This is a genomic window from Alphaproteobacteria bacterium, from assembly GCA_016124955.1.
GTDB lineage: Bacteria > Pseudomonadota > Alphaproteobacteria > UBA9219 > RFNS01 > RI-461.
Genome location: WGMR01000005.1, coordinates 202,607 through 226,605 on the forward strand (window position 1 = coordinate 202,607; position 23,999 = coordinate 226,605).

The window sequence follows — 23,999 nt, forward strand, 5'->3', positions numbered from 1 at the left end:
GTTGAATACATACAACAACCAGCTATGCTTTTATGTAACTAATTTGTTACGCCCAAGCAAGGCCGGTAATAAAACCCAGGTGCAAGCAAAAGAATATAACAGGGAAATTGTTAAAATATTCCCCATACTTGCGGTTCCAGGGTGGCTGGAAAGCGAGAGTGACCCAAATGCCACGAGCGTTGTAAAAGCGCTAAATGCTACGGCTCGGGCCATGCTGGACTGCAATGGCTGCTGCCCCCCGGCCCGCCAATAGATCAGAAAATATATTGAGAATGAGACCCCGAGCCCCAGTAAAAGGGGCAAGCCGATGATATTTGCGAAGTTTATGGGCAGTCCGATCAAAACGGCGGTGCCGAGCGTCAGCAAACCGGCGAGAATCAGCGGTGCCAGCAATGCCGCCACGTCGAACGGCCGCCGTAGCGCAAGGAAGGCCAGCAGCGCGATGGCAATAAGCGCGCCGGTTGCGGCTTGAATGAACGCCTGAACGATCGTGTTGCCCGATTCCTGTATCGAGATGGGGGTTCCGGTCGCTTCCGGTGCTATGGCCCGCACCGCCTTGGTGAAGGCGATCATGGTTTGTCGGTCGCGGGGGCTTACCCCTTCGGCCAGCGCGGGGTGCACTTCAATGCGGGCCCGCCCGTCTGCCGCCACCCAATCTTCGCGTAAATCCTGTGGGATGTCGTCCGCAGTGACGGGCTTGTTTGCGGCAAGCAACTGCTTGATGGCTTCGATTTGCGCGAGCATGCCGTTCACCAGCGCGGCCTTGAGCCGCTCATACAGTTCCGGCGTGTCCCTATCCGCCAACGCATCGAGGGCTGCGAGCAGTGCGGGTCCGGGTGCAAAATTATCCGCGCTGATTGCGCGTAGGTTTTGCCGAACTTCGTTGATGGCGAGCGATATTTCTGCGTTCGTTGGCGGCGGGCGGATAACCGGCGGAAAGAGCGTGGGTGCCAGCAGCATGTTTGCGTCCGCAACGATGGCAAGCTTGTCTTCCTGTTCGCGGGGTATAAAGCTGCTGAGGGTCATGGTGCGCGCGACTTCGGGCAGCGCCCGCAGCTTTTCTTTCAGGGTGTCGGCGGCCGCCAGATCGGGCGCAAGGATTTCGATGGTATAGGGGTTGGTGGCGGGGTCGTCGATCAGGCTCAGCAGCGTCGCGACGGATTCAGTTTTCGGATCCTTCAGATTGAGCGGGTCAAAATCGAAATGCAGTTGTGTGGTTAACCCCGCGCCGGCAAGCGCGGCCAAGGCGGCACCGCAAAGCACCAGCTTGCGGCGGGTCAGCAGAAAATTGTCGATCGGTGCGGTCCAGCGGAAACCCACGGTTTCCGGTTCTGCGGGCGGTCTGAAGATGGTGATTAGCGCGGGCAAAAGGGTGAGGTTAAGCGCAAGCGCGATGATCATGCCGCATCCGGCAATCAGGCCCAGCTCGGCGACGCCCGCATAATCCGTCGGCGTAAAGCACAGAAAGCCGGCGGCGGTGCAAATGCCTGCCAGCAAAAGCGGCTTGGCGATGATGCGCGCGGTTTCCTGTATCGCGGTTGTGCTGTCGGGGTGGATATGATGCTGGTCGCGGAAGCGCACACCGAACTGTATGCCGAAATCGACCGCTATGCCGACGAACATCACGGCGAAAGCGACCGAAATCAGGTTCAGCGAACCGGCCATGAAAAGACCCGTTGCCGTCGTCAGCGCCAGCCCGCACACAAGCGTGACGATAATGGGAATAACAAGCCGCAGCGTGCGCAACGCCACAAGCAGAAGCGCAAGCACGGCGATCAGCGAACCGATGGTCGCGAGCCCCATGCCTTCGGCCACGCTCGCGAATTCCTCGTCATTCAGCGCGACGCTGCCGGTCAGCTTCACTTCGATGCCGTTGTCCGGCGTAAGGCCCAGTTCGCGCGCGGCTTCGCGCACGTGTTTGCCCGCTTCGGCGCCGGGCGAAAGCGCGGTGTAATCGAGCACGGGCTGCATCAAAATAAAGCGTCGCGCGCTGTTGAAGCTGCCGCCATCGCCCGTGATCAGCCCTTGCCAATCAAGCGTGACGTTCTTGCCGTCCGTAACGTCGGCGATCACTTTCGTCATTTTCCCGACCGCCGCGGCGGTTTGCGGCGTATTGCCGTATCCGCGCTTGATGCCTTCTAGTACGAGCGACAGCGTGCCGAACAGACCGCGCAAGGAAGGATCGGCCGCCAGCGTGCCCAGTAACGGCTGGGCTTGCATGAGCTGGTTCGTGGTTTCGGTCAGTTCCGCGGTATCGAGCAGCAATAACCCGTTTTGCCGGTAGAAGGGCAGGGCGTCCGGCCGTTTGATGCTGTGGTACAGGCTGGGCGTCTGCTGCAGTTTTTCGTAAAGCCGTGCGGCGGCGCTTTCCGCTTCGCCGCTGTTGCGTCCTTCGATCACGATCAGCAACAAATCATTGTGTTGGGGGAATGCCCGCTCGAGCTCCTTTTCGTTGATACGCCAACCGAGATCGGACGCCAGAAGCGTATTGACGTCGGTGTTCATTTTGAAATGGTGTGCGGTGTACCAGACGCCAAAACCGGTCAAAGTGATGGCGCAGAGCAACACCGGCCATGAAAATCGGCGGCACCAGTCAACAATCGCTACGATCAGTGTTGTCAGCATGGGCGATTGTGTACTTTAATCTTTAATTCTGTGCAAACAGGGGGCACACTTGAACAGCTTTGACACGTCCATCCTATTATACCTGAACCAGTTTTCGCACCAGTCGATCTGGTTCGATACCGTTATGCATGCCTTCAAATCAAGCAATATACTCAAGAGCGGCATTTACATGGCCATGGTCTGGTTCGCGTGGTTTGCGAACACCGGGCCGCATGACGAGCGCAAGCGGCGGGAAAATGCCCTAACGGCGATCATGGCCGCGATCATCGCCCCGTTGGTGGCACGGCTGCTGGTTATTGTGCTGCCTCATCGGTTGCGTCCGGTCCAGAACCCCGACCTCCCTTTCCAGAAATCATTCTTCCTTGAAACCGATAATCTTGATACCTGGAGTTCGTTTCCAAGCGAGCATGCCACGCTTTTCTTCACGATAACGGTGGCTTTGTTCTTCGTTTCCCGCAGGCTCGGGCTGATCGCGCTGGCTTATGCGCTGTTTTTGAGCTTTGTGCGCGTCTATCTTGGGCTGCATTATCCGACCGATATCATGGGCGGCATGGTGGTGGGGGCCGGAGTTGTCCTGCTGCTACGCTGGCCCGTTATCAAGCAGCTTTATGTGCGTCCGGCATTTTATATCCATGAAAAATACCCGGGCCTGTTTTATGCGGGTATGTTCTTATTGTGCTGCGAAATAGAAGAGATGTTCTTTGATATACAGCTCTATCTCGGGCACGCGATAAAATACTTATTCTGATCAGCGTCCGCGGGCGCTGGTCAGCATGCTTTCGGTGATAGGCACGCCCGGATCATATTTGCCGCGGCGGATCACCATGAAAGATTTGACGTGATTGACGTTCGGCGCGCTCGTGAGATGCGTGGTCAGGAACTTCTGGTAGGTTTCCATATTTTCGGCGACGATCTTGAGGATGTAATCGGCTTCACCCGCAAGCATGTAGCATTCGCGGACCATCGGCCATGACTGGACCAGCTTTTCGAACTGCCCGAGATCGGTTTCGGCATGGCTGGTCAGGCTGACTTGCACGAAAATGGTGGTGCCGTAACCAAGCCTGTCGGATGCCAAATCTGCATGGTAACTTTTGATGAACCCGGCTTCTTCAAGTGCACGCACCCGGCGCAGGCAGGGCGGGGCCGAAATACCGGCCTTTTTCGCCAGATCGACATTCGTCATACGCCCGTTTTCCTGCAAGTGGCGCAGGATTTTGATATCAATCCGGTCGAGTTTGACGCGTTTCATGGGGCGATCTAAGACAGGGATATGGTTAGCCAGACGAACAAGACTATTAGGCCATCCCGTGATCCCGCGCAACTTTCTTGCTGGGTTGTGACGGATGGCAAAGCAGGCATGGAAAATCAGTGCCTTGGCCTTGCGGAAGCCCTTGGCCTGCAACCCACTGTTAAGCGTATAAAATTACGTAGCCCGTGGCGGCAGCTCACGCCCTATTTGCGCACCGGCAAGCGTTTCGCTTTCAGCCACAAGGGAGACGCGATCGAGCCACCCTGGCCCGATCTTCTGATCGCCACCGGCAGGCACAGCATTCCGGCATCGTTGCGCGTGCGGCGGCAAAGCATGCAGGGCGGGCAGCCCGGTACGCTCACGGTGCAATTGCAAGACCCGGTTATCAACCCTTCGCGCTTTGATCTGGTTGTCGTGCCGCGCCACGATGGCTTGACGGGCGCGAATGTGATGACGACGCGCGGGGGGCTGCATCGTGTCACGCCGGCCATGTTGGAAAATGAAGCACGGAAGCTTGCGCCGAAGGTTGCGCATTTGCCGCGGCCATATGTTGCCGTGCTGATCGGCGGTGCGAACAGCGTGTATCAATTCGGCCCGCGTGAAATGATCCCGCTCAGCGTTCAACTTTCCGCGCTGGCGCGCAGCATGCCCGCAAGCCTGCTGGTCACGCCTTCGCGCCGCACGGGCGAAGCCAATATGGCGATTTTGCAGGCGGGGTTACACGACGTGCCAAGTTTCTTATGGGATGAAAACGGGGACAACCCCTACTACGGCATGCTGGGACTGGCGGATTACATCGTGGTCACATGCGATTCCGTCAATATGGTTTCCGAAGCCTGTACCACGGGCAAGCCCGTTTATGTGATCGATTTGCCCGGCGGCTCGGACAAGTTCCGGCGTTTTCATCAGGGCATGCGTGATGACGGCCTTGCGCGGATTTTCGAAGGCGCGCTGGAAAATTATTCCTACCAGCCGCTTGATGATGTCAGGCTGGTGGCGGAGCGCATCCGTCGCTTGCTGAACGGAAACGAGGAGCGCGCAACTATCGGGGCTAAGCATGACGATTGAAGCGGCGTCATTTTTGCGCGGTATGTTCGATGCCGCGTTGGATGCCGTTAAGGCGGAAGACCGCGTGCCGCTTTATCTGCCGCGCCCGCCCAAGGGTAAAACCGTCGTTGTCGGGGCAGGCAAGGCAGCTGCGATTATGGCCAAGGCGGTAGAAGACCATTACGAGGGCGATGTTAGCGGTCTCGTGATTACCCGCTACGGACACGGCGTGCCGTTGCAAAAAATCAGAATGGTGGAAGCCGGCCACCCCATGCCGGACGATGCGGGGCAGGAGGCTGCGCGCGCGATCCTCGAGCTTGCGGGCACCCTTGGCCCGGATGATTTGCTGCTGTGCCTGATTTCCGGCGGCGGTTCGGCGTTGCTGTCGCTTCCGGCGCAAGGCCTTTCGATGGCCGACATGCAGCAAGTTACAAAAAGCCTGCTGCTTTCCGGCGCCAACATCGGCGAGATCAACTGCGTGCGCAAACATATATCTGCGATTGCGGGCGGACGGCTGGCGCGCGCGGCAAAAGGCGCGCGGATCGTCACGCTGATGATTTCGGATGTGCCGGGCGACGATCTCTCCGTGATCGCTTCCGGCCCGACGGTGGCAGACCCGACCTGCTTCGCTGATGCTGCAGGTATTTTGAAGAAATATGCGATCGATTTGCCACCTGCGCTTGAAAAACATCTCGCGGCCGCCAGCGACGAAAGCGTAAAACTCGGTGATCCGTGCCTGGCGCGTGCCGAGGTTGTTATGGTTGCGAAGCCACAAGATGCCCTTGATGCGGCGGCGGCATTTGCGCGCACGCAAGGCATTACTCCGCTCGTGCTTGGTAACGCCATCGAAGGCGAGGCGCGCGATGTCGCGCTCGTAATGGCAGGCATGGCGCGACAGGTCGTGGAACACGGGCAGCCGATACCTGCGCCGTGCGTGCTGATTTCGGGCGGTGAAACGACCGTGACCGTCAAGGGCAAGGGGCAGGGCGGCCGTAACTGCGAATTTCTGCTGAACTTTGCAATCGCGACAGAAGGGCTGGCGCATGTTCATGCCATCGCCTGCGACACGGATGGCATAGACGGCACCGAAGACAACGCCGGTGCGGTTATGGCGCCCGGCATGCTTGCTGCGGCCGCGAAGCGCAGCGTGATCGCCAAGGATTTTGCTGCCCGCAATGACTCGTACAACTTTTTCAAACAGTGTGACGCGCTGGTCATGACCGGTCCGACGCGGACAAATGTGAACGATTTCCGCGCAATATACATAGAGAAATAGCCGGTTAACGCGCTGCACCGAGAATGGTAGATTGTGCGTGAAACAGAGGGATCGATGTCCGCCGTAAACCTTGATGCGCTGAAATCCGCAACCCTGCATGCCGATCCATACCCCTATGCGATCGTGCCCGGTTTTATCAAGGCCGATGCGGTCGAGGCGATCGAGCGCGATTTTCCGGCCGTCGAGCGGCCCGGAAGCTTTCCGTTGCCGACTTTGAAGTACGGCAGCGCGTTTCAATCGCTCATGCAGGAAATTCAGGGGCCGGAAATGACCGGCATGGTTGCCGGGAAATTCGGGGTTGATTTGTCCGGGCGCCCCACCATGGTGACGGTGCGGGGGCAGTGCCGGGCGACCGACGGCAAAATTCATACCGATAGCAAGACCAAGCTGATTACCGTGCTGATATACATGAACGGCACGTGGGAAAAGCCGGGCGGACGTTTGCGTTTGCTTAGATCGCCTGACAATCTGCATGATGTCGTGGCAGAAGTGCCGCCCGATCGCGGGACGCTTCTGATTTTCAAAAACCAGCCCAACGCCTGGCACGGCCATGAATCTTTTGAAGGGCCGCGCCGGGCCATCCAGCTCAATTGGGTTGCGGATAGGGGCGTGGTTTGGCGCGAGCAGATGCGCCACCGCCTTAGCGCGCTGTTCAAGCGCCCCAGTAGCTATTAGCGTAAAGAAATCAGCCATTTGCGGTATTTGCAGCCGCGCGCCCAAGCGCCTATATATACGTGTATAGGTGCAATCTTCTGACGCGATTCCGGGGCGGCTGCCATGCCATTGAAAATAGACACTTTTAGTAATGTTTCCGGCGGCAATGCCTTTTTCAAGGCCGTTACCCACCCGCTGGCAGCCAGCAAGGCGCGCAACCTTGTTTCCCATGTGCAGAAGAACGGCCCGGTGGCGATTTATGACCCCCACAATCTGCTGGCAGGGTTCAACGAGTTTTTCCCGCTGAGCGAGGTGGAGATTGAAGGCGTCTATGTGCAGGACGTCAACAAGATCGGCGCCGTGTTTCTGAACCATAAATCGAAACCCGTGACCCTGCTCGATCAGGCGAAGTGCAAATCCATTCTTGTTGCAACCTTCGATGCCCAGCGCACGGTGGATCAGATCAACCATCTGATGCCCGCCAACACGCCTTGGTTCAGCTTCGATGCCCTGCGTTTGCCGGAAGACATGCTTTCGGACAAGAAAAAGTATCTGAGCAACATCAACTTTGCCAACAACTTCGCGTTCTTCCGCGATGGCAAGGGCCACCATACCCGGCTGGTCACCGCCAATTATTGGGCCAACTACGGCAGCGCCAGTGGCAGGGTGTGGTGCAATCTGTTCGATGACAAGGGCGAAGCGCTCGCGACATGGATCGACCCGCTGCCGGAAGCCAACGGTACGCTGGTGATAGACAGCAAGCATGTGCGCGAACGCTTCAAGCTTCCGGAATTCACGGGGCAGCTGTTCGTGCATATTGTTGGTGCAGCCGGGCATGATGTCGTCAAATACGCGCTCGATACCTATGGCGATGATGAAACCGTGCTTTCCTGCACGCATGATGCCAATTCATGGCCATCAGACCTTTATGCCGGCCTGCCTGCGCCAACGGCAGAGGAGGAGGTTGTGTTGTGGGTGCAGAACAGCCACCCGAGCCCCATTCCGGCGGGGGAGATCGGGTTGAACCTGATGGGCGAAGAACAGGCGGCGTATTTACAAAAGCCGGTTGCGCCCTTTGCCACCTATCGCCTGAGCGTGGCCGAATTGTTGCCCAAGGCACGCTGGCCGCAGCAGCTTGAAATACAGGCAGGCAAGCACATCGTGCGCCCGCGCTACGAGGTTATACACAAGAACGGCCGTTGCCGCATTTCCCACCCGAATGTTGAGCGCAATGATCTGAAGCCCGACAAGCGCCTCGGTGAGCTGGGCGACCTGCTTGGCAAGTTGCATATCCTGCCTGCGCCTATCTTGCCGACCGACCGCTTCACGACCATTGCACTGCCGACGCCCATGTCAACATCGCAGCAGCATCTGCCGCTCAAGGCGCTCGTGTACGACGCAAAGGGCAAGCAGGTGGTCGAACACCACTTCGGCAACCTGGCGCGCAAGGATTCGGTAGCGCTGGACGTGAACGAGCTGATCAACGGTTATAAGCTTGACGGCGGCTTCGGGCATATCGAGATCATTTACGATTTCAGCGCAGGGCATGAGGTTGACGGCTGGATGCACAGCCTGTTCCGCTATATCGACCGCAAGAGCATGCATCAGGCGGAAACCAGTTTCGGCGCGCATATTTTCAACACGCTGCTGACCTACAAGAACGAGCCGCAATCCTATGCCGGGCGTCCGCCGGGGTTAACGACGCGCCTGTTCCTGCGCTGCGGCCCGCGGCCGTACGATACGATGTGCCACCTTGTGTTTCCGGCATCAATGCCGTGGCATGAAACATCCGATACCGCATTGACGCTCTTTTCCAGCCGCGGCGAGGAAGTGGCGCGGCGCATGGTGCGCATACCCTGCAGCGGTTCTCTGCTTTGGCGGGTGAGCGAAATGTTCACGGCTGACGAGCTGGATGGGGCGGGCGATCATTGCTACGTTCAGATCCGCGATACGACTTGCCGCTTGTTCGGCTATCATGGGCTGTTGAGCGGCGATAAGGCCTTCAGCCTCGATCACATGTTCGGTTTTTAACCCGGAAGGACGAATGAGCAAGACGCACCGCACCAAGCTTCTGATCATCGGCGCCGGCCCTGCCGGCTATACGGCCGCGATTTATGCGGCGCGCGCCAGCCTTAGCCCCATATTGGTGCAGGGCATGCAGCCCGGCGGGCAAATGACCATCACGACGGATGTCGAAAATTTTCCCGGCTTCGCCGATATCATTCAGGGCCCGTGGCTGATGGAGCAAATGGCGGAGCAGGCCAAGAAGGTCGGCACAGAAATGCTTTTCGACGTGATCAGCGAGGTCGATTTCGGCAAGCGCCCCTTCATATGCAAGGCGGAATCCGGCGATGTGTTTGAGGCGGAAATGATCGTGATCGCCACCGGCGCGCAGGCGCGCTGGCTGGGACTTGAAAGCGAAAAGGCATTTCAGGGCTTCGGCGTTTCAGGCTGCGCCACCTGCGACGGGTTTTTCTTTAAAGGCAAGGAAGTGGCCGTGGTTGGCGGCGGCAATTCCGCGCTGGAAGAGGCATTGTACCTTACCCACCATGCGTCGAAGGTCACCATTATTCACAGGCGCGATAGCTTCAGGGGCGAGAAGATATTGCATGAACGAGTGGCCAAAAATCCGAAGATCGAGGTTGTATGGAACAGCACGGTCGAGGATGTGATCGGCGAAACCGCGCCCAATAAATCTGTCACCGGCGTCAAAATCAAGAACGTGAATGACGGCAAGGTCAGCACCATTCCCGTGCATGGCGTGTTTGTCGCGATCGGGCATGACCCGGCGACAGCGCTTTTCAAAGGCACGCTCGATCTCGATGGGCAGGGCTATATCCTCACCAAGCCGGATTCAACCGCCACCAGCATTCCCGGCGTGTTCGCCGCGGGCGATGTGAAGGATAAGGTTTTCCGCCAGGCGGTCACGGCGGCGGGCATGGGCTGCATGGCTGCGCTGGAGGCCGAAAAGTGGCTGGCGGCGCAGGAAAGCGCCGAAGGCGGTGCACGCACCGGCACGAACGGCTAGAAAACAGAAAAAAGGCGTCTCTCATGGCCCGCTATGTAGATTCCGTTCTGCTGAAGAACGAAAAGGTGATGTTCGGCACCTCGCTGCACTGGATTGTTTACAGCTATGGGCTTGTCGTCACCATCGCGGGCGGGTTGCTCAGCTTCTATGGCGCCGATCTGTTGCTGATGCTGTTCGGGACAAGCGGGCGCGAACAATACGCCCACCCGCTTGCCATCATAACCGCCTGCATCGTGGGGCTTGGCTGTTTTATGGTGCTGATCGCCTATGTGACGCAGATAAGCACCGAGCTGGCTATCACCAACCGGCGCGTTATTGCCAAGTTCGGTTTTATATCCCGCACCACGTTCGAGCTGTTTCTGAACAAGGTCGAAGGCGCCAATATCGATCAGGATATCATGGGCCGCCTGTGCGGCTATGGCAGCGTGCTGGTGAAAGGCACCGGCGGCGGCATTTCCCCCATTCATAACGTGACCGACCCCGCCGGTTTCCAGCGTCAGTTGATGCGACAAATCCAGCGGGTGCAGGGCAACGACGGCAACGATTAGCCCAACAGGGCAGGTTGCGGGGCCTTGCCAATGTGGTAATGCTTGCACCGGGGGCCTGTAGCTCAGTTGGTTAGAGCGAACCGCTCATAACGGTTTGGTCGTAGGTTCAAGTCCTACCGGGCCCACCACCTTTCTTCGCGAAGGCTAGCGCCATGCCGGACGCTTCGGAAAAACCCCATATCCTGTTCGCTACCGACCTTGATAACGGCTGGGCGCACGAAGACCTCGCCACCATCGATTTCCTGCGCCGGTACTACAATGTCGAAGTCAGCGGGCTCGATGGTCTTGAGGCGCTTGAAGATGCGACAGATCTGACGGTTATCAGGAACATCTGGCCGTATGGCCATGATGAAGACGCCATGCGGCATTATAACGCCATGCGCTATGCGATGCGCGAGCGGCAAAAGACGAAGCGGCTGAAGGTCTATAACCCGCTTTCAGCGCGCTGCGATATGTGGGGGAAGGGGTACCTGGTTGATCTGACGCGCGCCGGGTTCCCGGTTATTCCCACCGTCAGGCACCCTGACGATATTGAAGCGCTTGGGTCGTGTGAACGCTATCGCCTTAAAGACATTAACGGTTTTTCTTCCATTGGGCAGCAAACCGTGGCCGCCGGGGAGCTCGGGAAGGTGTGGCAGCCATGCCATGTCATACAGCCGGAGCTGGATTTTGTGCGGGAGATTTCCTGCATTTTTATCGATCAGGAATATTTTTTTTCAACCGAGCATACGCGCGTCGAGAAGGATGATCAGAAGCGCAGCTACCCTTCTGCACAAGTGATCGACCTCGCGCGTCACTTCGTCGCATGGAACGATATTCCACACGGCATACAACGCATTGATATACTTGATCTAAATGATGGGCGAAATTTGCTGCTCGAGATCGAGGATGACTCCCCCTATCTCGCGCTCAACATGCTCGAAGATGATCTGCGCGACGCGTTCTATCGTGCATTGCATGCATCGCTCAATGAAGCTTTGCGCGCCTGATTTTATCTTTTACGATTCGGTTTTTTACCTTGTGTTTACTTTATGAAGTCATACTCACCGCACCGAGTGAGAAGTTTTTTTGTGCTGTGCGTCAAAAATTGTTGCAATCATGCAACGCGGGAGATGCAAACGACCGTTTTTTGCAATCGGTACAAGTAAAACCAACGATAGGTTGTTGACACTTTACTGAACTATCCACACCATCACACTACTCACTCTCAAATGGAGGAAGTTATGGCAGTCAAGAGAAAGAAGAAAGCCGCTAAGAAGCCTGCGAAGAAGAAGGCGACGAAGCGCAAAGCCACCAAGAAGAAAGCCGTCAAGAAGCCGGCAAAGAGAAAAGCCAAGCGGAAGACCAAGAAGAAAAAGTAATCTTTCGCCCACTAGGTGAAAGGTTTTTCTTCCAGGTTCTTTCCTGGTAAAAATCAAAACCCCCGTCTGGGCCCGCGCGATTGCCGGTATCTGGACGGGGGTTTTTTATTGTTCGAAGGATTATCTGATGGGCATGCAGCCGGAACGGCAGCCATAACCCGTTGAATTACGGTAATTTAGCGGGCAAAAGGGCCGCGCGACCGCTTTAGGTATCGAGGAAGCTTCTGAGCTTACGCGAACGGGAAGGGTGCTTCAGTTTGCGAAGCGCCTTGGCCTCAATTTGCCGGATACGTTCACGCGTCACGCTGAACTGCTGCCCCACTTCTTCAAGCGTATGGTCGGTATTCATACCGATACCAAAACGCATGCGCAGCACGCGTTCTTCGCGCGGAGTCAAGCTTGAAAGCACGCGGGTTGTGGTTTCGCGCAGGTTCGAGTGAATGGCGGCATCCAGCGGGATAACGGCATTCTTGTCCTCGATAAAGTCACCGAGATGCGAATCTTCCTCGTCGCCGATCGGGGTTTCGAGCGAAATCGGCTCCTTGGCGATTTTCAGGACCTTGCGGACCTTTTCCAGCGGCATATGGAGCTTTTCTGCCAGTTCTTCAGGGGTCGGCTCGCGGCCGATCTCGTGCAGCATCTGGCGGCTTGTCCGAACCAGCTTGTTGATCGTTTCGATCATATGGACGGGGATGCGGATCGTCCGGGCCTGATCGGCGATCGAGCGGGTGATCGCCTGCCTGATCCACCATGTGGCGTAGGTGGAAAATTTATAGCCGCGCCGGTATTCGAACTTATCGACTGCCTTCATAAGGCCGATATTGCCTTCCTGAATGAGATCAAGAAACTGAAGCCCGCGGTTGGTGTATTTCTTGGCAATGGAGATCACGAGGCGCAGGTTGGCCTCCACCATCTCCTTTTTGGCCTTGGCGGCTTCGCGTTCGCCCTTCTGCACGGTGGCGACGATACGGCGGAAATCGCCAAGCGGCAGGCCGGCCTCGTCGCAGATGGAAGCGATTTCGGCGCGCAGACGGTCGGTTTCCTCGCCATGCAGTTCGATGAATTTGGTCCAGGCCTTGAGGTTCGCGGCCGGCAGTTCTGGTTCCTGTTCCTCGGGCGGCTCTTCCTGCTTGCCCTTCTTGCCCTTGGCCTTGGTGGCCTTGGCGGGTTTCTTGGCCTTGGCTGCCTTTTTCGGCTTCTTGGGCGGGTTGAAGACATTCTCCAGCCAGTTGCGGTCAAGCTCGTGGCACAGATAGAAGGCAAGGAATTCCTCGCGCTTGATGCCGCTTTCGAGCGCCTTGCGCAAAATCTTGCCTTCAATGCCCATCAGGCGGCGGTTCAGCGTATAGAGTTGCTGAACGAGCTGTTCCAGCCTGTGCTGGTTGAGATGAACGGTGCGGACTTCGTCAACCAGCTCATCCTTGATGCCCTGGAAGCGCCTGTCGGACTGGCGGCTGACTTCCTCGCCCTTCTGCGCGGCCGCGTGGCGGTTGGCCTGCAGACGGAACAGCTTGGCATAGGTCACGGCGATCTTGCCGAAGGTGTCCATCACCTGCGGCTTCAGCTTTTCCTCGAGCATCGAAAGGGAAAGGTTGTTTTCCTCGTCGTCGTCGAAATCGCCGCTTTCCTCGGTGCCGGCTTCTTCTTCCTTTTCGGCGTCTTCTTCCTTGTCTTCTTTGTCGTCCTTTTCTTCCTTGGCCGCGCCGGCATTGGTGCCGCCGGAAGACGGGTCGTTACCATAGGTCGCTTCAAGGTCGATGATGTCGCGCAGCAGGATTTTGCCTTCCTGCAAGGCGTCATGCCACGCAAGAATGGCCTGAATGGTCAGCGGGGATTCGCATATGCCGCTGATCATCATTTCGCGGCCGGCTTCAATACGCTTGGCGATCGCGATCTCGCCTTCACGGCTCAGCAGTTCAACCGAGCCCATTTCGCGCAGATACAAGCGCACCGGGTCGTCGGTGCGGCTGGCGGTTTCTTCGTCGATGTTGCCGCTGCTTTGTTCTTCTTTTTCTTCCTTGGCGTCGTCGCCGTCGTCTGAATCCTTGCTATCCTTTTCGGCGGCTTCTTCCTGATCGCCGTCGTCGCCATCGACCACGTTGATGCCCATCTCGGAAAGCAGGGCCATGGTGTCTTCAATTTGTTCGGATGTGATCTTGCCCTGGGGCAGGGCGGCGTTGATCTCGTCAATCGTCAGATAGCCGCGCTCCTTGCCCAGCTTGATCATCTTCTTGACGGATTCGGTCGCCTTGTCGCTGCTCGGGGCCTCGGTGGTTTCTTCGGCCTGCGTTGTGCGGCGCGCAACGACCTTTTTGCCTTTCGGTGGTGCCATGGGGATGTTGTCCTGCTTTTTTGCTTGCCAGCCCTGCGAATCACTTTCCGCGAGGGGAAGATTAAACTTTATTTGTAGAAATGCACCTAGCCGGCTTTGGTTGTACTGTCAGAAAGGGCCAGATCCTGCGCTTCCTGCTTAAGGGCCAAAAGGCGCGCATAGGTGCTGTCGGTGTCATTACGGGCCCATTCCAGCTCCGCTTCCTTCAGTGCCAGTTGATTTTTTTCCCGCAAATACTTGTTCCATATATCTTTCCAGCCTTCCCGCGCCTTATCCGGATCATGCCCGGGCCGGGCAAAGCCGGCATGGACGTATGTCCCCTCGGTCATGAGGTCGGACAATGTTTCCACAAGTTCATCGGTTTCGGCGCCGCTGCTGCCACCAGAGGAGAGATGGCGATGAATCCCTTCTGCGTCAAGGTCTTCATGGGGGTTTTGTCCCAGAATTTCTATTAATTCGGTCCTTAAACGGTCAATTTGGGGGGTGGCGCAGGTAAGATGGGCCAGATTTTCCCCGAATTCGTCAAAAAGGGCCGGATAGTTAACGATTGTCGCCAGCAGGATACGTTCCCGCATTTCCTGCCCGGAAGAGGGCAGGCGGCGGATAGGGACGGGGCTATTGAGGGTGGGGTTGATGGCGGGAGTGCGTTCAAACCGCCTGCCGCCCTTGCCCTGGCTTTGAAAATCTCTGCCCTGTCTGCCGCTCGCGAATATGCCGCCGAGCCGCCGCTGGATTTCATCCCGGTACAGCGTACGCACGTTTTCATCGGCGATTTTGGCGAGCTGGATCTGCAGCATGGATTTAAGCGCCGCCTTTTCTTCCGGCGTTTGCAAACGCCGGTTGGCGACGGCCATTTCCCAAATCACATCCACCAGCGACTTGGCCTGATCGATGACGTTCTGCATCGCGCCCTTGCCTGAACGTTTGATCAGACTGTCCGGGTCTTCGCCCGGCGGAATGGTGGCGATGCGTATGCTGTGCATGCCGGTGATAAGCGGCAGCGCGCGTTCGATCGCACGCGCGGCGGCGCGCTGACCCGCCTCATCGCCATCAAAGCAAAGGATGGGGTTGTAGTCCCGCGACGGGTCGCGCTCCTCCACTTTCGGCAACAGGCGCCAGAGCTGCGCGAGCTGTTCTTCCGTCAATGCGGTGCCAAGCGGCGCGACCGCGCCGGCATAGCCGGCATCGACCAGCGCGATCACGTCCATATAGCCTTCGCACACGATAATCGGTTGTTCCTTCATCACGGCGGCGCGCGCCCGGCTGAGGCCGTAGAGCATGCGCCCTTTGTGGAACAGCGCATGTTCGGACGAATTCAGGTATTTCGGCCCTTCGCCCGCCAGCAGCCGCGCGCCGAACGCGACCACGTTGCCGCGCCTGTCGCCGACGGGAAAAATAACGCGATTGCGGAAGAAGCTGTAGGTGTCGCCGCGCTCTTCCGATTTTTTTACAAGGCCGACCGCGAGCATATCCTCGATGCTGAACCCTTCGGCCTGCAGCGCTTTCGCAAGCGCCTGCCCGTCTTGCGGGGCGTAACCGAGGCGGAACCGTTCGATTGTATCGTCGCTCAGGCCCCGCTTCGCAAGATACTGGGAAGCTTCCCGCCCCCAGGGTTGATGCAGCTGTTTTTGGAACCAGCGCGAGGCGCGTTCCAGCAACTGCGTGAGTGATTTTTGTCTTTCATATTCGCGCGCTGCGTGCGGGTCCGGCTTCGGCACACTCATGCCCGCTTGCCCGGCAAGCTGTTCCACCGCTTCGACGAAGCTGAGCTTGTCGTTCTGCATCAGGAAGGTGATGACGTTGCCGTGCGCGCCGCAGCCGAAGCAATGATAGAATTGCTTGTCGTCATTCACATAGAAACTGGGCGTCTTTTCGTTATGGAAGGGGCACAGACCTTTGTATTCGCGGCCCGCGCGCGAAAGCTTGACGCGCTTGCCCACCACTTCCGAAACCGGAACACGGGCACGCAGCTCTTCAAAAAATGACGGGGGCAGGGGCATATTACTTCTCAAGACCTCTGGTATTTTCTTTAACTATCCATTTTGTAATGGCCATGGCGCAGGCCAGCGTGATTGTGGGCAAGAAAAACCATTTGAGTATATCCCTGATCTCTCGATCATCAATTCTATAACCAAAGGGATCAAACATAAGAATATAAAACAAAATCAATATTGCCCAAATTGCAATAAGCCCAATGTATGCACGTACCCATATTGAGCTTTTTATTTTTGTAGATATTGTTTTGAAAATCTTAGTTTGCGGTAGTTTGGGGCTAATGGCGAAGTTTCCAAGAGCTATTCCACATAAAAGGGGGATAGTGATCCAGCCTATGCCGCGTGGTGTTAGACGATAAGCGCCAATAGCTTCTTGGATTAGCCACAAAATTAAAGCTTCTAATATAAAGGCTGCGACGAAGCCGACAAAAAAACCGACCATCCAGATGCAGATTTTTATTGCCGACTTTTTGTAATTGGCCATCGTTAGCCCAATAAGCCTTTTATTAACCCACTGGCTTTGCCGAAATCCATTTGCCCGGCATAGCTGGCTTTCAACGCGGCCATGACCTTGCCCATATCCTTGATGTTGGTGGCGCCGCTTTCGGCGATGGCCTTGGTGATGGCCTCCTTCACTTCGGCCTCCGACATCTGCTTGGGCAGGAAACGTTCGATCACGGCGATTTCCTCGGTTTCCTGTTGTGCGAGATCGGCGCGGTTGCCCTTGTTGTAGAGGTCAATGGATTCCCGCCGCTGCTTGATCATGCCCTGCAGCAGGGAGAGGATTTCGTCATCCTTCACGCCATCATTATTGCCCTTGGCGCGGGCTTCGATATCCCGTTCCTTGAGCTTGGCCATGATCATGCGGACGGTGCCGGTGGCGCGCTCATCCTTGGCTTTCATGGCGGTTTTCAGGGCTTCGGTAATCTGATCGCGCAGCATTTTTACCTCGTGAATGAGAAATTGGGGCTAACAGGCTGTTTATATTAACCAGTTTAGGTATTCGAGCGGCAAGTATAGCCATAGATATTGACGGTTGCCATATGTCGATTCTTTGGCCATATTCCGACCTTAATCTGCACCCCCAAACATATACAGCAGGGATAATGATGGCCCCGTCGCCGGACGAGCGAGATCGCGCGCGCGCGCAAAATAAAACGAAGAAGAGCGGGAAAACACTCCAACCCGCTGGCGCGACAGGCGTTTTGGCATTGGCGGACGGCACATTATTTTGGGGTTTTGGTTTCGGTGCGAGCGGTAAAAGCGTCGGCGAGGTATGTTTCAACACCTCTATGACCGGTTATCAGGAAATTTTAACAGACCCGAGCTATGCCGGGCAGATAATCAATTTCACTTTTCCCCATATCGGTAATGTCGGCGCAAACCAGCAGGATGTGGAAACCGTAACCGCGGCGGCGCGCGGCATGATCGTGCGCCAGAACGTGACCGCGCCTTCAAGCTGGCGCGCGCACGAACATCTGGTGCAGTGGCTCTGCAAAAACAACCTTATTGGCCTCGCGGGCATCGATACGCGCGATTTGACCATCCGTGTACGGGAAAGCGGCGCACCGAGCGGCGTGATCGCGCATGCCCCGGACGGAACATTCGATATCGATGCCCTGATCGCCGAAGCGGCGGCATGGCCGGGGCTTGATGGCATGGATCTGGCGCAGGAAGTCACCTGCCGCCAATCTTATGTGTGGGATGAAACCACATGGGCATGGGGGCCGGACGGCGCTTCGGCCTTTGGCAAGCAAGCCGTGCCGCGCTTCCATGTTGTGGCGATCGATTACGGCGCGAAGCTGAACATTCTGCGCTGCCTTGCGGCGGCGGGGTGCAAGGTTACGGTTGTGCCTGCGCAGGCGACGGCCGAGGATATTATGCGGCACAAGCCCGATGGCGTTTTCCTTTCCAACGGCCCGGGCGACCCGGCGGCGACCGGCAAATATGCCGTGCCGGTGATCCGTGCGCTTCTGGAGCAGAATATGCCGATTTTCGGCATATGCCTCGGGCATCAGCTTTTGTCGCTGGCGCTTGGCGGCAAGACGCGAAAAATGCCGCTCGGTCACCGCGGAGCCAACCACCCGGTCAAGGATATTCAGACCGGCAAGGTGGAAATTACCAGCCAGAACCACGGCTTTGTGGTGATCCCCGAAAGCCTGCCGGCTGATGCCGAGGTGACGCATGTAAGCCTGTTCGATAAAACGAACGAAGGTGTGCGGCTGAAAAACAGGCCGGTGTTTTCGGTGCAATACCACCCCGAAGCCAGCCCCGGCCCGCACGACAGCCATTATCTGTTCCAGCGTTTCATGGATATGATCGCCGCGCACAAGCAAGCGGCTGCGCCGCGCGCGAAGGCGGCATCATGAGCGCGGAGCACAAACACACGATCGATCTTCCGGTTGCATTATTCTCCCTGACCCTTCTTCTTTCCGCGACGCTGATGTTCGCGGTGCAACCGATGATTGGCAAAATGCTTTTGCCGCTGGTGGGCGGCGCGCCCGCCGGCTGGCTGGTGGCGATGGCCTTTTTCCAGACCGTGCTGCTTATTGGATACGCGGTTGCGGCCTTGGCGACGCGTTTGCCCCCGGCCATTCACGGCATCGGCGTTATCGTTTTGCTCGGGCTCGGGCTTTTTGTGCTGCCCGTCAGCCTGAACGAAGCCGCGCTTGGGATCAGCCGTTCGCACTTCATCGGCGTTGCCTTGGCGCTTGCCGCTACGATCTTCCTGCCTTTCATGGCGCTTTCCACTATCAGCACAAGCATGCAACGGCAATTTACGCTGGCCGGCACAAATTCCGCGCGCGACCCGTACTTTCTTTTCGCAGCCAGCAATTTCGGTAGCTTCCTCGGGCTGCTCAGCTATCCCTTCTGGGTCGAGCCTGCTTTGCCGCTGCAGCAGCAGGTGACCATCTGGTACTGGCTTTATATCGGTCTGATCGGGTTGTGCGCGCTTTGCGTTGCTTACGTTATGATGCGCGGCAAGGGCGCGACGCAGGCTGCGCAGGAAAAAGCTGTTTCGCCCGCGCCGTCATGGAAGATGCGGCTGCGCTGGTTGATGCTGGCCTTTATTCCCGCTGCGCTATCGCTCGGGCTGACATCGCTGATCACAACCGATACGGGTTCCATACCTTTTTTCTGGGTGCTGCCGCTTGCGCTTTATCTGTTGACCTTTGTTGCAGCTTTTGCGGGCGTGCCGAAAAACATTCTCGGCTACGCAAACTTGCTGCATCTGTTCGCAACGGCGATGTGCGTTTCGGCCGTTATTATCAAAAACAGTATTGTCGGTGCGGCTGGCGGCTTGCTCGGTCTTGTGATGCCGGTTCTGGCCTTTTGTGCCGCCGCGCTGATTTTCCACGCCAGGCTGGCGGCCGAACGGCCGGGCAGCGACAGGCTGGGTGAATATTATTTCTGGCTTTCGCTCGGCGGCGCGCTTGGCGGTATTTTCGGTGCGCTCATCGCGCCGCAGATTTTTGTGCTGCCCATTGAATTTTCCTTTGTCTTGCTGCTCTCGTTGCTGTTGAACCCGTTTTATCACCGTGACAGCAAGATTGGTCTGACGGGCAAGATCGTGACCGTTGCGCTTATGCTGGCGGCACTTGGCGCGACCGGCGTTATTCTCGTGAACACCAAGGAATTCTATGCACTGAATTTCCTTGCGCGGCCGATCCTGATCATGTCGCTGATTGCGCTGGCTTTCTTGCCCAAGCTGATCGTGCCGCTCGGGTTCTTTTTGTTCACCGCATCGGTGGCTGTGCCGTTTGTGCAGATGGAGCATATCGACCGGAATTTCTACGGCGTGATCAAGGTCTATGAAACGGAAAGAGATCACGGGACCGTGCGCGTGCTCAACCATGGCACCACCACGCATGGCTGGCAGAAGGTGAAGCCCGAAGTCGATCTTGTGCCGCGCGCCTATTACGATCCGCAAGGCCCGCTCGGCGATCTTTTCAAGGCCGATCCTATGAAGGTGGGCGTCGTCGGGCTCGGGGCCGGGGCCACCATTTGCTATGACAAGCCGGGCCGCAGTTTCACTGTTTATGAAATCGACCAGGCCATTGTGGATACGGCCGACAAGTATTTTGAATATATGCGCGGGTGCGGGAAACCCCGGATCGTGATCGGCGATGGCCGCAAGGAGCTGGAAAAGGACACGGATGCCCGCTACGACCTTCTTATTCTGGATGCCTTTTCGTCGGATGCTATCCCGCTGCATCTGATGACCCGTGAAGCGGCGAAGATTTATCTTTCGCGGCTCGCGCCGGGCGGACGGCTGGCGTTCCATGTTTCGAACCGTTTCTACAGCCTGCAACCCGCGCTGGCTGTTCTTGCCGCCGATCTTGGCGTGCCGGTGCTACGCAAGGATTATGTGCCGAGCCCCGGCAACGTGCTGGCGACGCCGAGCGAATGGGTCGTGTTCGGGACCGACAAGGACGCGTTGAAGGGCTTGCGCGGGCTTGGCTGGGTTGATTTGCTCGTGCCCAAGCAAGCCGTATGGACCGACGATTATTCCAACATTCTTTCCGCCCTGAGGTATCAGTAGCATGCCGAAACGCACCGACATCAAATCCATCTGTATCATCGGCGCCGGGCCGATCGTGATCGGGCAGGCGTGCGAGTTCGATTATTCGGGCGTGCAGGCATGCAAGGCGCTGCGGCAGGAAGGCTACCGGATCGTTCTTGTCAATTCCAACCCGGCCACGATCATGACCGACCCGAACGTGGCGGACGCAACCTATGTCGAGCCCATAACGCCCGCCATGGTGACCCGGGTGCTGGAACGCGAAAAGCCGGATGCGTTGTTGCCCACCATGGGCGGCCAGACGGCGCTCAACACCGCCATGGCGCTTGCAAAGGACGGCACGCTTGAACGGCTGGGGATCGAGCTGATCGGTGCAAACCGCGCCGCGATTGAAATGGCGGAAGACAGGCTGCTGTTCCGGGAAGCGATGGACCGCATCGGTCTCAGTTCCCCGAAAAGCCGCCTGATCAAATCCTTGCCCGAAGCGCAGGAAGCGCTGGCCGATATCGGCTTGCCTGCGATCATTCGCCCCAGCTTTACGCTCGCGGGCACCGGCGGCGGCATCGCCTACAACCGCGACGAATATATCGATATCGTCGCCAGCGGCATTGAAGCCAGCCCGGTAAACGAAGTGTTGGTCGAGGAGTCCGTGCTCGGGTGGAAAGAGTACGAAATGGAAGTGGTGCGCGATTGCAAGGACAACAGCATCATTATCTGTTCGATCGAAAACGTCGATCCCATGGGCATTCATACCGGTGACAGTGTGACGGTCGCGCCCGCGCTGACGCTGACGGACAAGGAATATCAGGTGATGCGCGACGCTTCGATCGCGGTGTTGCGCGAAATCGGCGTCGATACCGGCGGATCGAACGTGCAGTTTGCGGTCAACCCGGAAGACGGGCGCATGGTCGTGATCGAAATGAACCCGCGCGTCAGCCGCTCAAGTGCGCTCGCGAGCAAGGCAACAGGCTTTCCAATCGCCAAGGTCGCTGCGCGGCTGGCCGTGGGCTATACGCTCGACGAACTTGATAACGATATCACTGGCGTGACGCCGGCTTCGTTCGAGCCGACAATCGATTATGTCGTTACCAAAATTCCGCGCTTCACGTTCGAAAAATTCCCCGGCACCGATCCGGTGCTTAGCACCGCCATGAAATCGGTCGGCGAGGCGATGGCCATCGGCCGCACGTTCCAGGAATCCGTGCAAAAAGCGCTGCGCTCCATGGAAACCGGCCTGACCGGCTTCGATGATATCAAGGTCGGCAATCCGGATGACAAAAAGGCGCTGCATGCCGCGCTGGCCAAGCCGGCGCCGGACCGCATGCTGGTGATCGCGCAGGCGCTGCGTCACGGCATGACGGTCGAGCAGATTCACGGTATCTGCAAGTTCGATAAATGGTTTATCGAACGGATTGCCGAAGTTGTGGCTGCGGAAAACGAAGTGAAGGCCAAGGGGCTGCCAAACGATCCGCAAGGCTGGCAGCATTTGAAGCAAACCGGCCTTTCCGATGCCCGGCTTGCGCAACTTACAGGCAAGAGGGAGCGCGAAATCGCGGAGGCGCGGCGCAAGCACGGCATCAAGCCGGTTTACAAGCGCATTGATACATGCGCGGCGGAATTCAAATCGCTGACCCCTTATCTGTATTCGACCTATGAAGGCAACGGGCTGCAGCCCGCCAGTTGCGAGGCCGAGGTTTCCGACCGTAACAAGGTGATCATTCTGGGCGGCGGTCCGAACCGGATCGGGCAGGGGATTGAGTTCGATTATTGCTGCGTCCATGCCGCTTATGCCCTGCGCGAAGCGGGGATCGAGACCATCATGGTCAATTGCAACCCTGAAACCGTTTCGACCGATTATGACACGTCGGACCGTTTATATTTCGAACCGCTGACCGCCGAAGACGTGATCGAGCTTGTGCGCATCGAGCAAGCGAAAGGCAAATTGCTTGGCTTGATCGTCCAGTTCGGGGGGCAAACGCCGCTCAAGCTTGCGAATGCATTGCTGAATGCCGAAATTCCCATTCTTGGCACCTCGCCTGACGCCATTGATCTTGCCGAAGATCGTGAGCGGTTCCAGAAATTGTTGCAGAAGCTGAACCTGAAGCAACCGGCCAACGGCATTGCCCGCAGCGTCGCGGAAGCGGAAAAGATCGCCGCCGAAATCGGCTATCCGGTCGTAATACGCCCGTCCTATGTGCTGGGCGGCCGGGCGATGGAGATTGTACACGACCAGGCATCACTGCATCGTTATATGGGCAGCGCCGTGCAGGTTTCGGGCAAGAATCCCGTGCTGATAGATCTGTACCTGCAGAATGCCACCGAGGTCGATGTCGATGTGCTGGCCGACAAGAACGATGTTTTTGTCGCGGGTATCATGGAACATATCGAGGAGGCGGGCATCCATTCCGGTGACAGTTCGTGCACGCTGCCGCCACATTCGCTGCCGCAAAAGATTATTCAGGAAATCACCCGCCAAAGCGAGATGCTGGCCCGCGCTATCGGTGTTGTCGGTTTGATGAACGTGCAGTTCGCGGTGAAGGGGGAAGATATCTATATCCTTGAGGTCAACCCGCGTGCCAGCCGCACTGTGCCGTTCGTGGCGAAGGCAACCGGCAACCCCATCGCCAAGATTGCGGCGCGGGTGATGGCGGGCGAAGCGCTTAAATCCTTCAAGCTCTGCAAGCTTGCCTCGAAGCATGTTGCGGTGAAGACGCCTGTATTCCCGTTCGCACGTTTCACCGGCGTTGACGTATTGCTTGGCCCGGAAATGAAATCGACCGGCGAAGTGATGGGTATCGATAACGATTTCGCCCTGGCCTTTGCCAAGGCGCAGATAGGCGCGGGGACAATGTTGCCGACCTCCGGCACTTGCTTCATCTCGGTGCGTAACGCGGACAAGGAAAGCGGCGTGGAGCTGGCGCGTAAGTTGACAGCGGGCGGCTTTAGCCTCGTGGCCACCAGCGGGACGGCAAAATACCTTACAGAACAAGGCGTAAAGGTTAAGCGCATCAACAAGGTGTATGAGGGGCAGCCGCATATTGTCGATGCGATCATCAATGATGAGATTGATCTGATTATCAATACAACCGAAGGAAATCAGGCGCTTGCTGACAGTTTCAGCCTTCGCCGCAATGCCCTGATGTGCAAAGTTCCTTATTTTACAACCATGTCGGCAGCCAAGGCTGCCGTGGGAGCGATTTTGGCGCTGCAAACCGGAACCCTTGCACCCCAGCCGCTACAGGCGTACCTTAAGGGTTCCTACTGACAGTGTCTTATGTGGTTGACGCACGTTGCTGCGCCAATGTCGGTCTTTGCTATTTTTCCGCTAAGGCCGGGTAGGAATCAACTGAAACCGAAGCAAGA

General features: G+C 57.3%; 16 protein-coding genes, 1 tRNA gene and 1 pseudogene. 12 read left to right on the top strand and 6 right to left on the bottom strand.

Going from position 1 to position 23,999, the window contains the following annotated elements; all coding sequences use genetic code 11:
* Positions 1–30: 30 nt before the first annotated feature.
* Positions 31–2,625: an MMPL family transporter gene (locus tag GC131_04095; protein MBI1273250.1), complete on the bottom strand. Its 2,595-nt coding sequence runs from the start codon at positions 2,623–2,625 to the stop codon at positions 31–33.
* 49 nt (positions 2,626–2,674) lie between these two features.
* Between GC131_04095 and GC131_04100 the strand changes: the two genes are divergently transcribed.
* The gene (locus GC131_04100; protein MBI1273251.1) at positions 2,675–3,373 is read left to right on the top strand and encodes a phosphatase PAP2 family protein; all 699 of its coding nucleotides are present in this window, start codon (positions 2,675–2,677) and stop codon (positions 3,371–3,373) included.
* Here GC131_04100 and GC131_04105 read toward each other — a convergent pair whose 3' ends face one another.
* Positions 3,374–3,874 (bottom strand): winged helix-turn-helix transcriptional regulator, encoded by a 501-nt coding sequence (locus GC131_04105; GenBank protein ID MBI1273252.1) that lies wholly within the window; start codon positions 3,872–3,874, stop codon positions 3,374–3,376.
* 21 nt (positions 3,875–3,895) lie between these two features.
* Here GC131_04105 and GC131_04110 point away from each other — a divergent pair, with 21 nt between their 5' ends.
* From GC131_04110 to GC131_04145, 8 genes are all read left to right on the top strand, one after another.
* A complete protein-coding gene (locus GC131_04110; GenBank protein ID MBI1273253.1) occupies positions 3,896–4,942 on the top strand; it encodes a hypothetical protein in 1,047 nt (348 codons plus the stop codon).
* Positions 4,932–6,197: a DUF4147 domain-containing protein gene (locus tag GC131_04115; GenBank protein MBI1273254.1), complete on the top strand. Its 1,266-nt coding sequence runs from the start codon at positions 4,932–4,934 to the stop codon at positions 6,195–6,197. The genes GC131_04110 and GC131_04115 overlap by 11 nt, the downstream gene beginning before the upstream one ends.
* A gap of 54 nt (positions 6,198–6,251) precedes the next feature.
* Positions 6,252–6,872, top strand: coding sequence for a 2OG-Fe(II) oxygenase (locus GC131_04120; protein MBI1273255.1), 621 nt, complete (start codon positions 6,252–6,254; stop codon positions 6,870–6,872).
* Between the two features lie 102 nt (positions 6,873–6,974).
* Positions 6,975–8,882, top strand: a complete 1,908-nt coding sequence (locus GC131_04125) for a hypothetical protein (protein ID MBI1273256.1) — start codon at positions 6,975–6,977, stop codon at positions 8,880–8,882.
* Positions 8,883–8,895: 13 nt separating this feature from the next.
* On the top strand, positions 8,896–9,879 hold the full coding sequence (gene trxB, locus GC131_04130; protein ID MBI1273257.1) for a thioredoxin-disulfide reductase: 984 nt from the start codon (positions 8,896–8,898) through the stop codon (positions 9,877–9,879).
* Positions 9,880–9,902: 23 nt separating this feature from the next.
* Positions 9,903–10,427, top strand: coding sequence for a PH domain-containing protein (locus tag GC131_04135; protein ID MBI1273258.1), 525 nt, complete (start codon positions 9,903–9,905; stop codon positions 10,425–10,427).
* Between the two features lie 51 nt (positions 10,428–10,478).
* A tRNA-Ile gene (locus GC131_04140) sits at positions 10,479–10,555 on the top strand.
* Positions 10,556–10,579: 24 nt separating this feature from the next.
* On the top strand, positions 10,580–11,416 hold the full coding sequence (locus GC131_04145) for a hypothetical protein (protein MBI1273259.1): 837 nt from the start codon (positions 10,580–10,582) through the stop codon (positions 11,414–11,416).
* A gap of 577 nt (positions 11,417–11,993) precedes the next feature.
* Here the strand turns inward: GC131_04145 and rpoD are convergent.
* The 4 genes and pseudogenes from rpoD to GC131_04165 all read right to left on the bottom strand — a co-directional run bounded on the left by rpoD (position 11,994) and on the right by GC131_04165 (position 17,056).
* Positions 11,994–14,027: pseudogene (gene rpoD, locus GC131_04150) on the bottom strand (RNA polymerase sigma factor RpoD).
* Between the two features lie 179 nt (positions 14,028–14,206).
* A complete protein-coding gene (locus tag GC131_04155; GenBank protein ID MBI1273260.1) occupies positions 14,207–16,120 on the bottom strand; it encodes a DNA primase in 1,914 nt (637 codons plus the stop codon).
* A 1-nt stretch (position 16,121) separates the two neighbouring features.
* Complete coding sequence (locus GC131_04160) at positions 16,122–16,598, bottom strand: hypothetical protein (GenBank protein MBI1273261.1); 477 nt, start codon at positions 16,596–16,598, stop codon at positions 16,122–16,124.
* Between the two features lie 2 nt (positions 16,599–16,600).
* A complete protein-coding gene (locus tag GC131_04165; protein MBI1273262.1) occupies positions 16,601–17,056 on the bottom strand; it encodes a GatB/YqeY domain-containing protein in 456 nt (151 codons plus the stop codon).
* Between the two features lie 167 nt (positions 17,057–17,223).
* Between GC131_04165 and carA the strand changes: the two genes are divergently transcribed.
* From carA to carB, 3 genes are read left to right on the top strand one after another with little or no spacing between them, the layout of a single operon-like run.
* Positions 17,224–18,483 (top strand): glutamine-hydrolyzing carbamoyl-phosphate synthase small subunit, encoded by a 1,260-nt coding sequence (gene carA, locus GC131_04170; protein MBI1273263.1) that lies wholly within the window; start codon positions 17,224–17,226, stop codon positions 18,481–18,483.
* Positions 18,480–20,657 carry a hypothetical protein gene (locus GC131_04175; GenBank protein MBI1273264.1) on the top strand — a complete coding sequence of 726 codons (2,178 nt, stop codon included), beginning with the start codon at positions 18,480–18,482 and terminating at the stop codon, positions 20,655–20,657. Before carA ends, GC131_04175 begins: the two co-directional genes overlap by 4 nt.
* A gap of 1 nt (position 20,658) precedes the next feature.
* Positions 20,659–23,901, top strand: a complete 3,243-nt coding sequence (carB, locus tag GC131_04180) for a carbamoyl-phosphate synthase large subunit (GenBank protein MBI1273265.1) — start codon at positions 20,659–20,661, stop codon at positions 23,899–23,901.
* The last annotated feature ends 98 nt before the right edge of the window (positions 23,902–23,999 follow it).

What these genes read in the sequence shown, in the direction of transcription:
- GC131_04095 (MBI1273250.1), bottom strand. Translation starts at nt 2,625, where the DNA reads ATGCTGACAACACTGATCGTAGCGATTGTTGACTGGTGCCGCCGATTT.
- carA (MBI1273263.1), top strand. Translation starts at nt 17,224, where the DNA reads ATGGCCCCGTCGCCGGACGAGCGAGATCGCGCGCGCGCGCAAAATAAA.
- trxB (MBI1273257.1), top strand. Translation starts at nt 8,896, where the DNA reads ATGAGCAAGACGCACCGCACCAAGCTTCTGATCATCGGCGCCGGCCCT.
- GC131_04110 (MBI1273253.1), top strand. Translation starts at nt 3,896, where the DNA reads ATGGTTAGCCAGACGAACAAGACTATTAGGCCATCCCGTGATCCCGCG.
- GC131_04115 (MBI1273254.1), top strand. Translation starts at nt 4,932, where the DNA reads ATGACGATTGAAGCGGCGTCATTTTTGCGCGGTATGTTCGATGCCGCG.
- GC131_04175 (MBI1273264.1), top strand. Translation starts at nt 18,480, where the DNA reads ATGAGCGCGGAGCACAAACACACGATCGATCTTCCGGTTGCATTATTC.
- carB (MBI1273265.1), top strand. Translation starts at nt 20,659, where the DNA reads ATGCCGAAACGCACCGACATCAAATCCATCTGTATCATCGGCGCCGGG.
- GC131_04120 (MBI1273255.1), top strand. Translation starts at nt 6,252, where the DNA reads ATGTCCGCCGTAAACCTTGATGCGCTGAAATCCGCAACCCTGCATGCC.
- GC131_04145 (MBI1273259.1), top strand. Translation starts at nt 10,580, where the DNA reads ATGCCGGACGCTTCGGAAAAACCCCATATCCTGTTCGCTACCGACCTT.
- GC131_04105 (MBI1273252.1), bottom strand. Translation starts at nt 3,874, where the DNA reads ATGAAACGCGTCAAACTCGACCGGATTGATATCAAAATCCTGCGCCAC.
- GC131_04155 (MBI1273260.1), bottom strand. Translation starts at nt 16,120, where the DNA reads ATGCCCCTGCCCCCGTCATTTTTTGAAGAGCTGCGTGCCCGTGTTCCG.
- GC131_04125 (MBI1273256.1), top strand. Translation starts at nt 6,975, where the DNA reads ATGCCATTGAAAATAGACACTTTTAGTAATGTTTCCGGCGGCAATGCC.
- GC131_04135 (MBI1273258.1), top strand. Translation starts at nt 9,903, where the DNA reads ATGGCCCGCTATGTAGATTCCGTTCTGCTGAAGAACGAAAAGGTGATG.
- GC131_04165 (MBI1273262.1), bottom strand. Translation starts at nt 17,056, where the DNA reads ATGCTGCGCGATCAGATTACCGAAGCCCTGAAAACCGCCATGAAAGCC.
- GC131_04160 (MBI1273261.1), bottom strand. Translation starts at nt 16,598, where the DNA reads ATGGCCAATTACAAAAAGTCGGCAATAAAAATCTGCATCTGGATGGTC.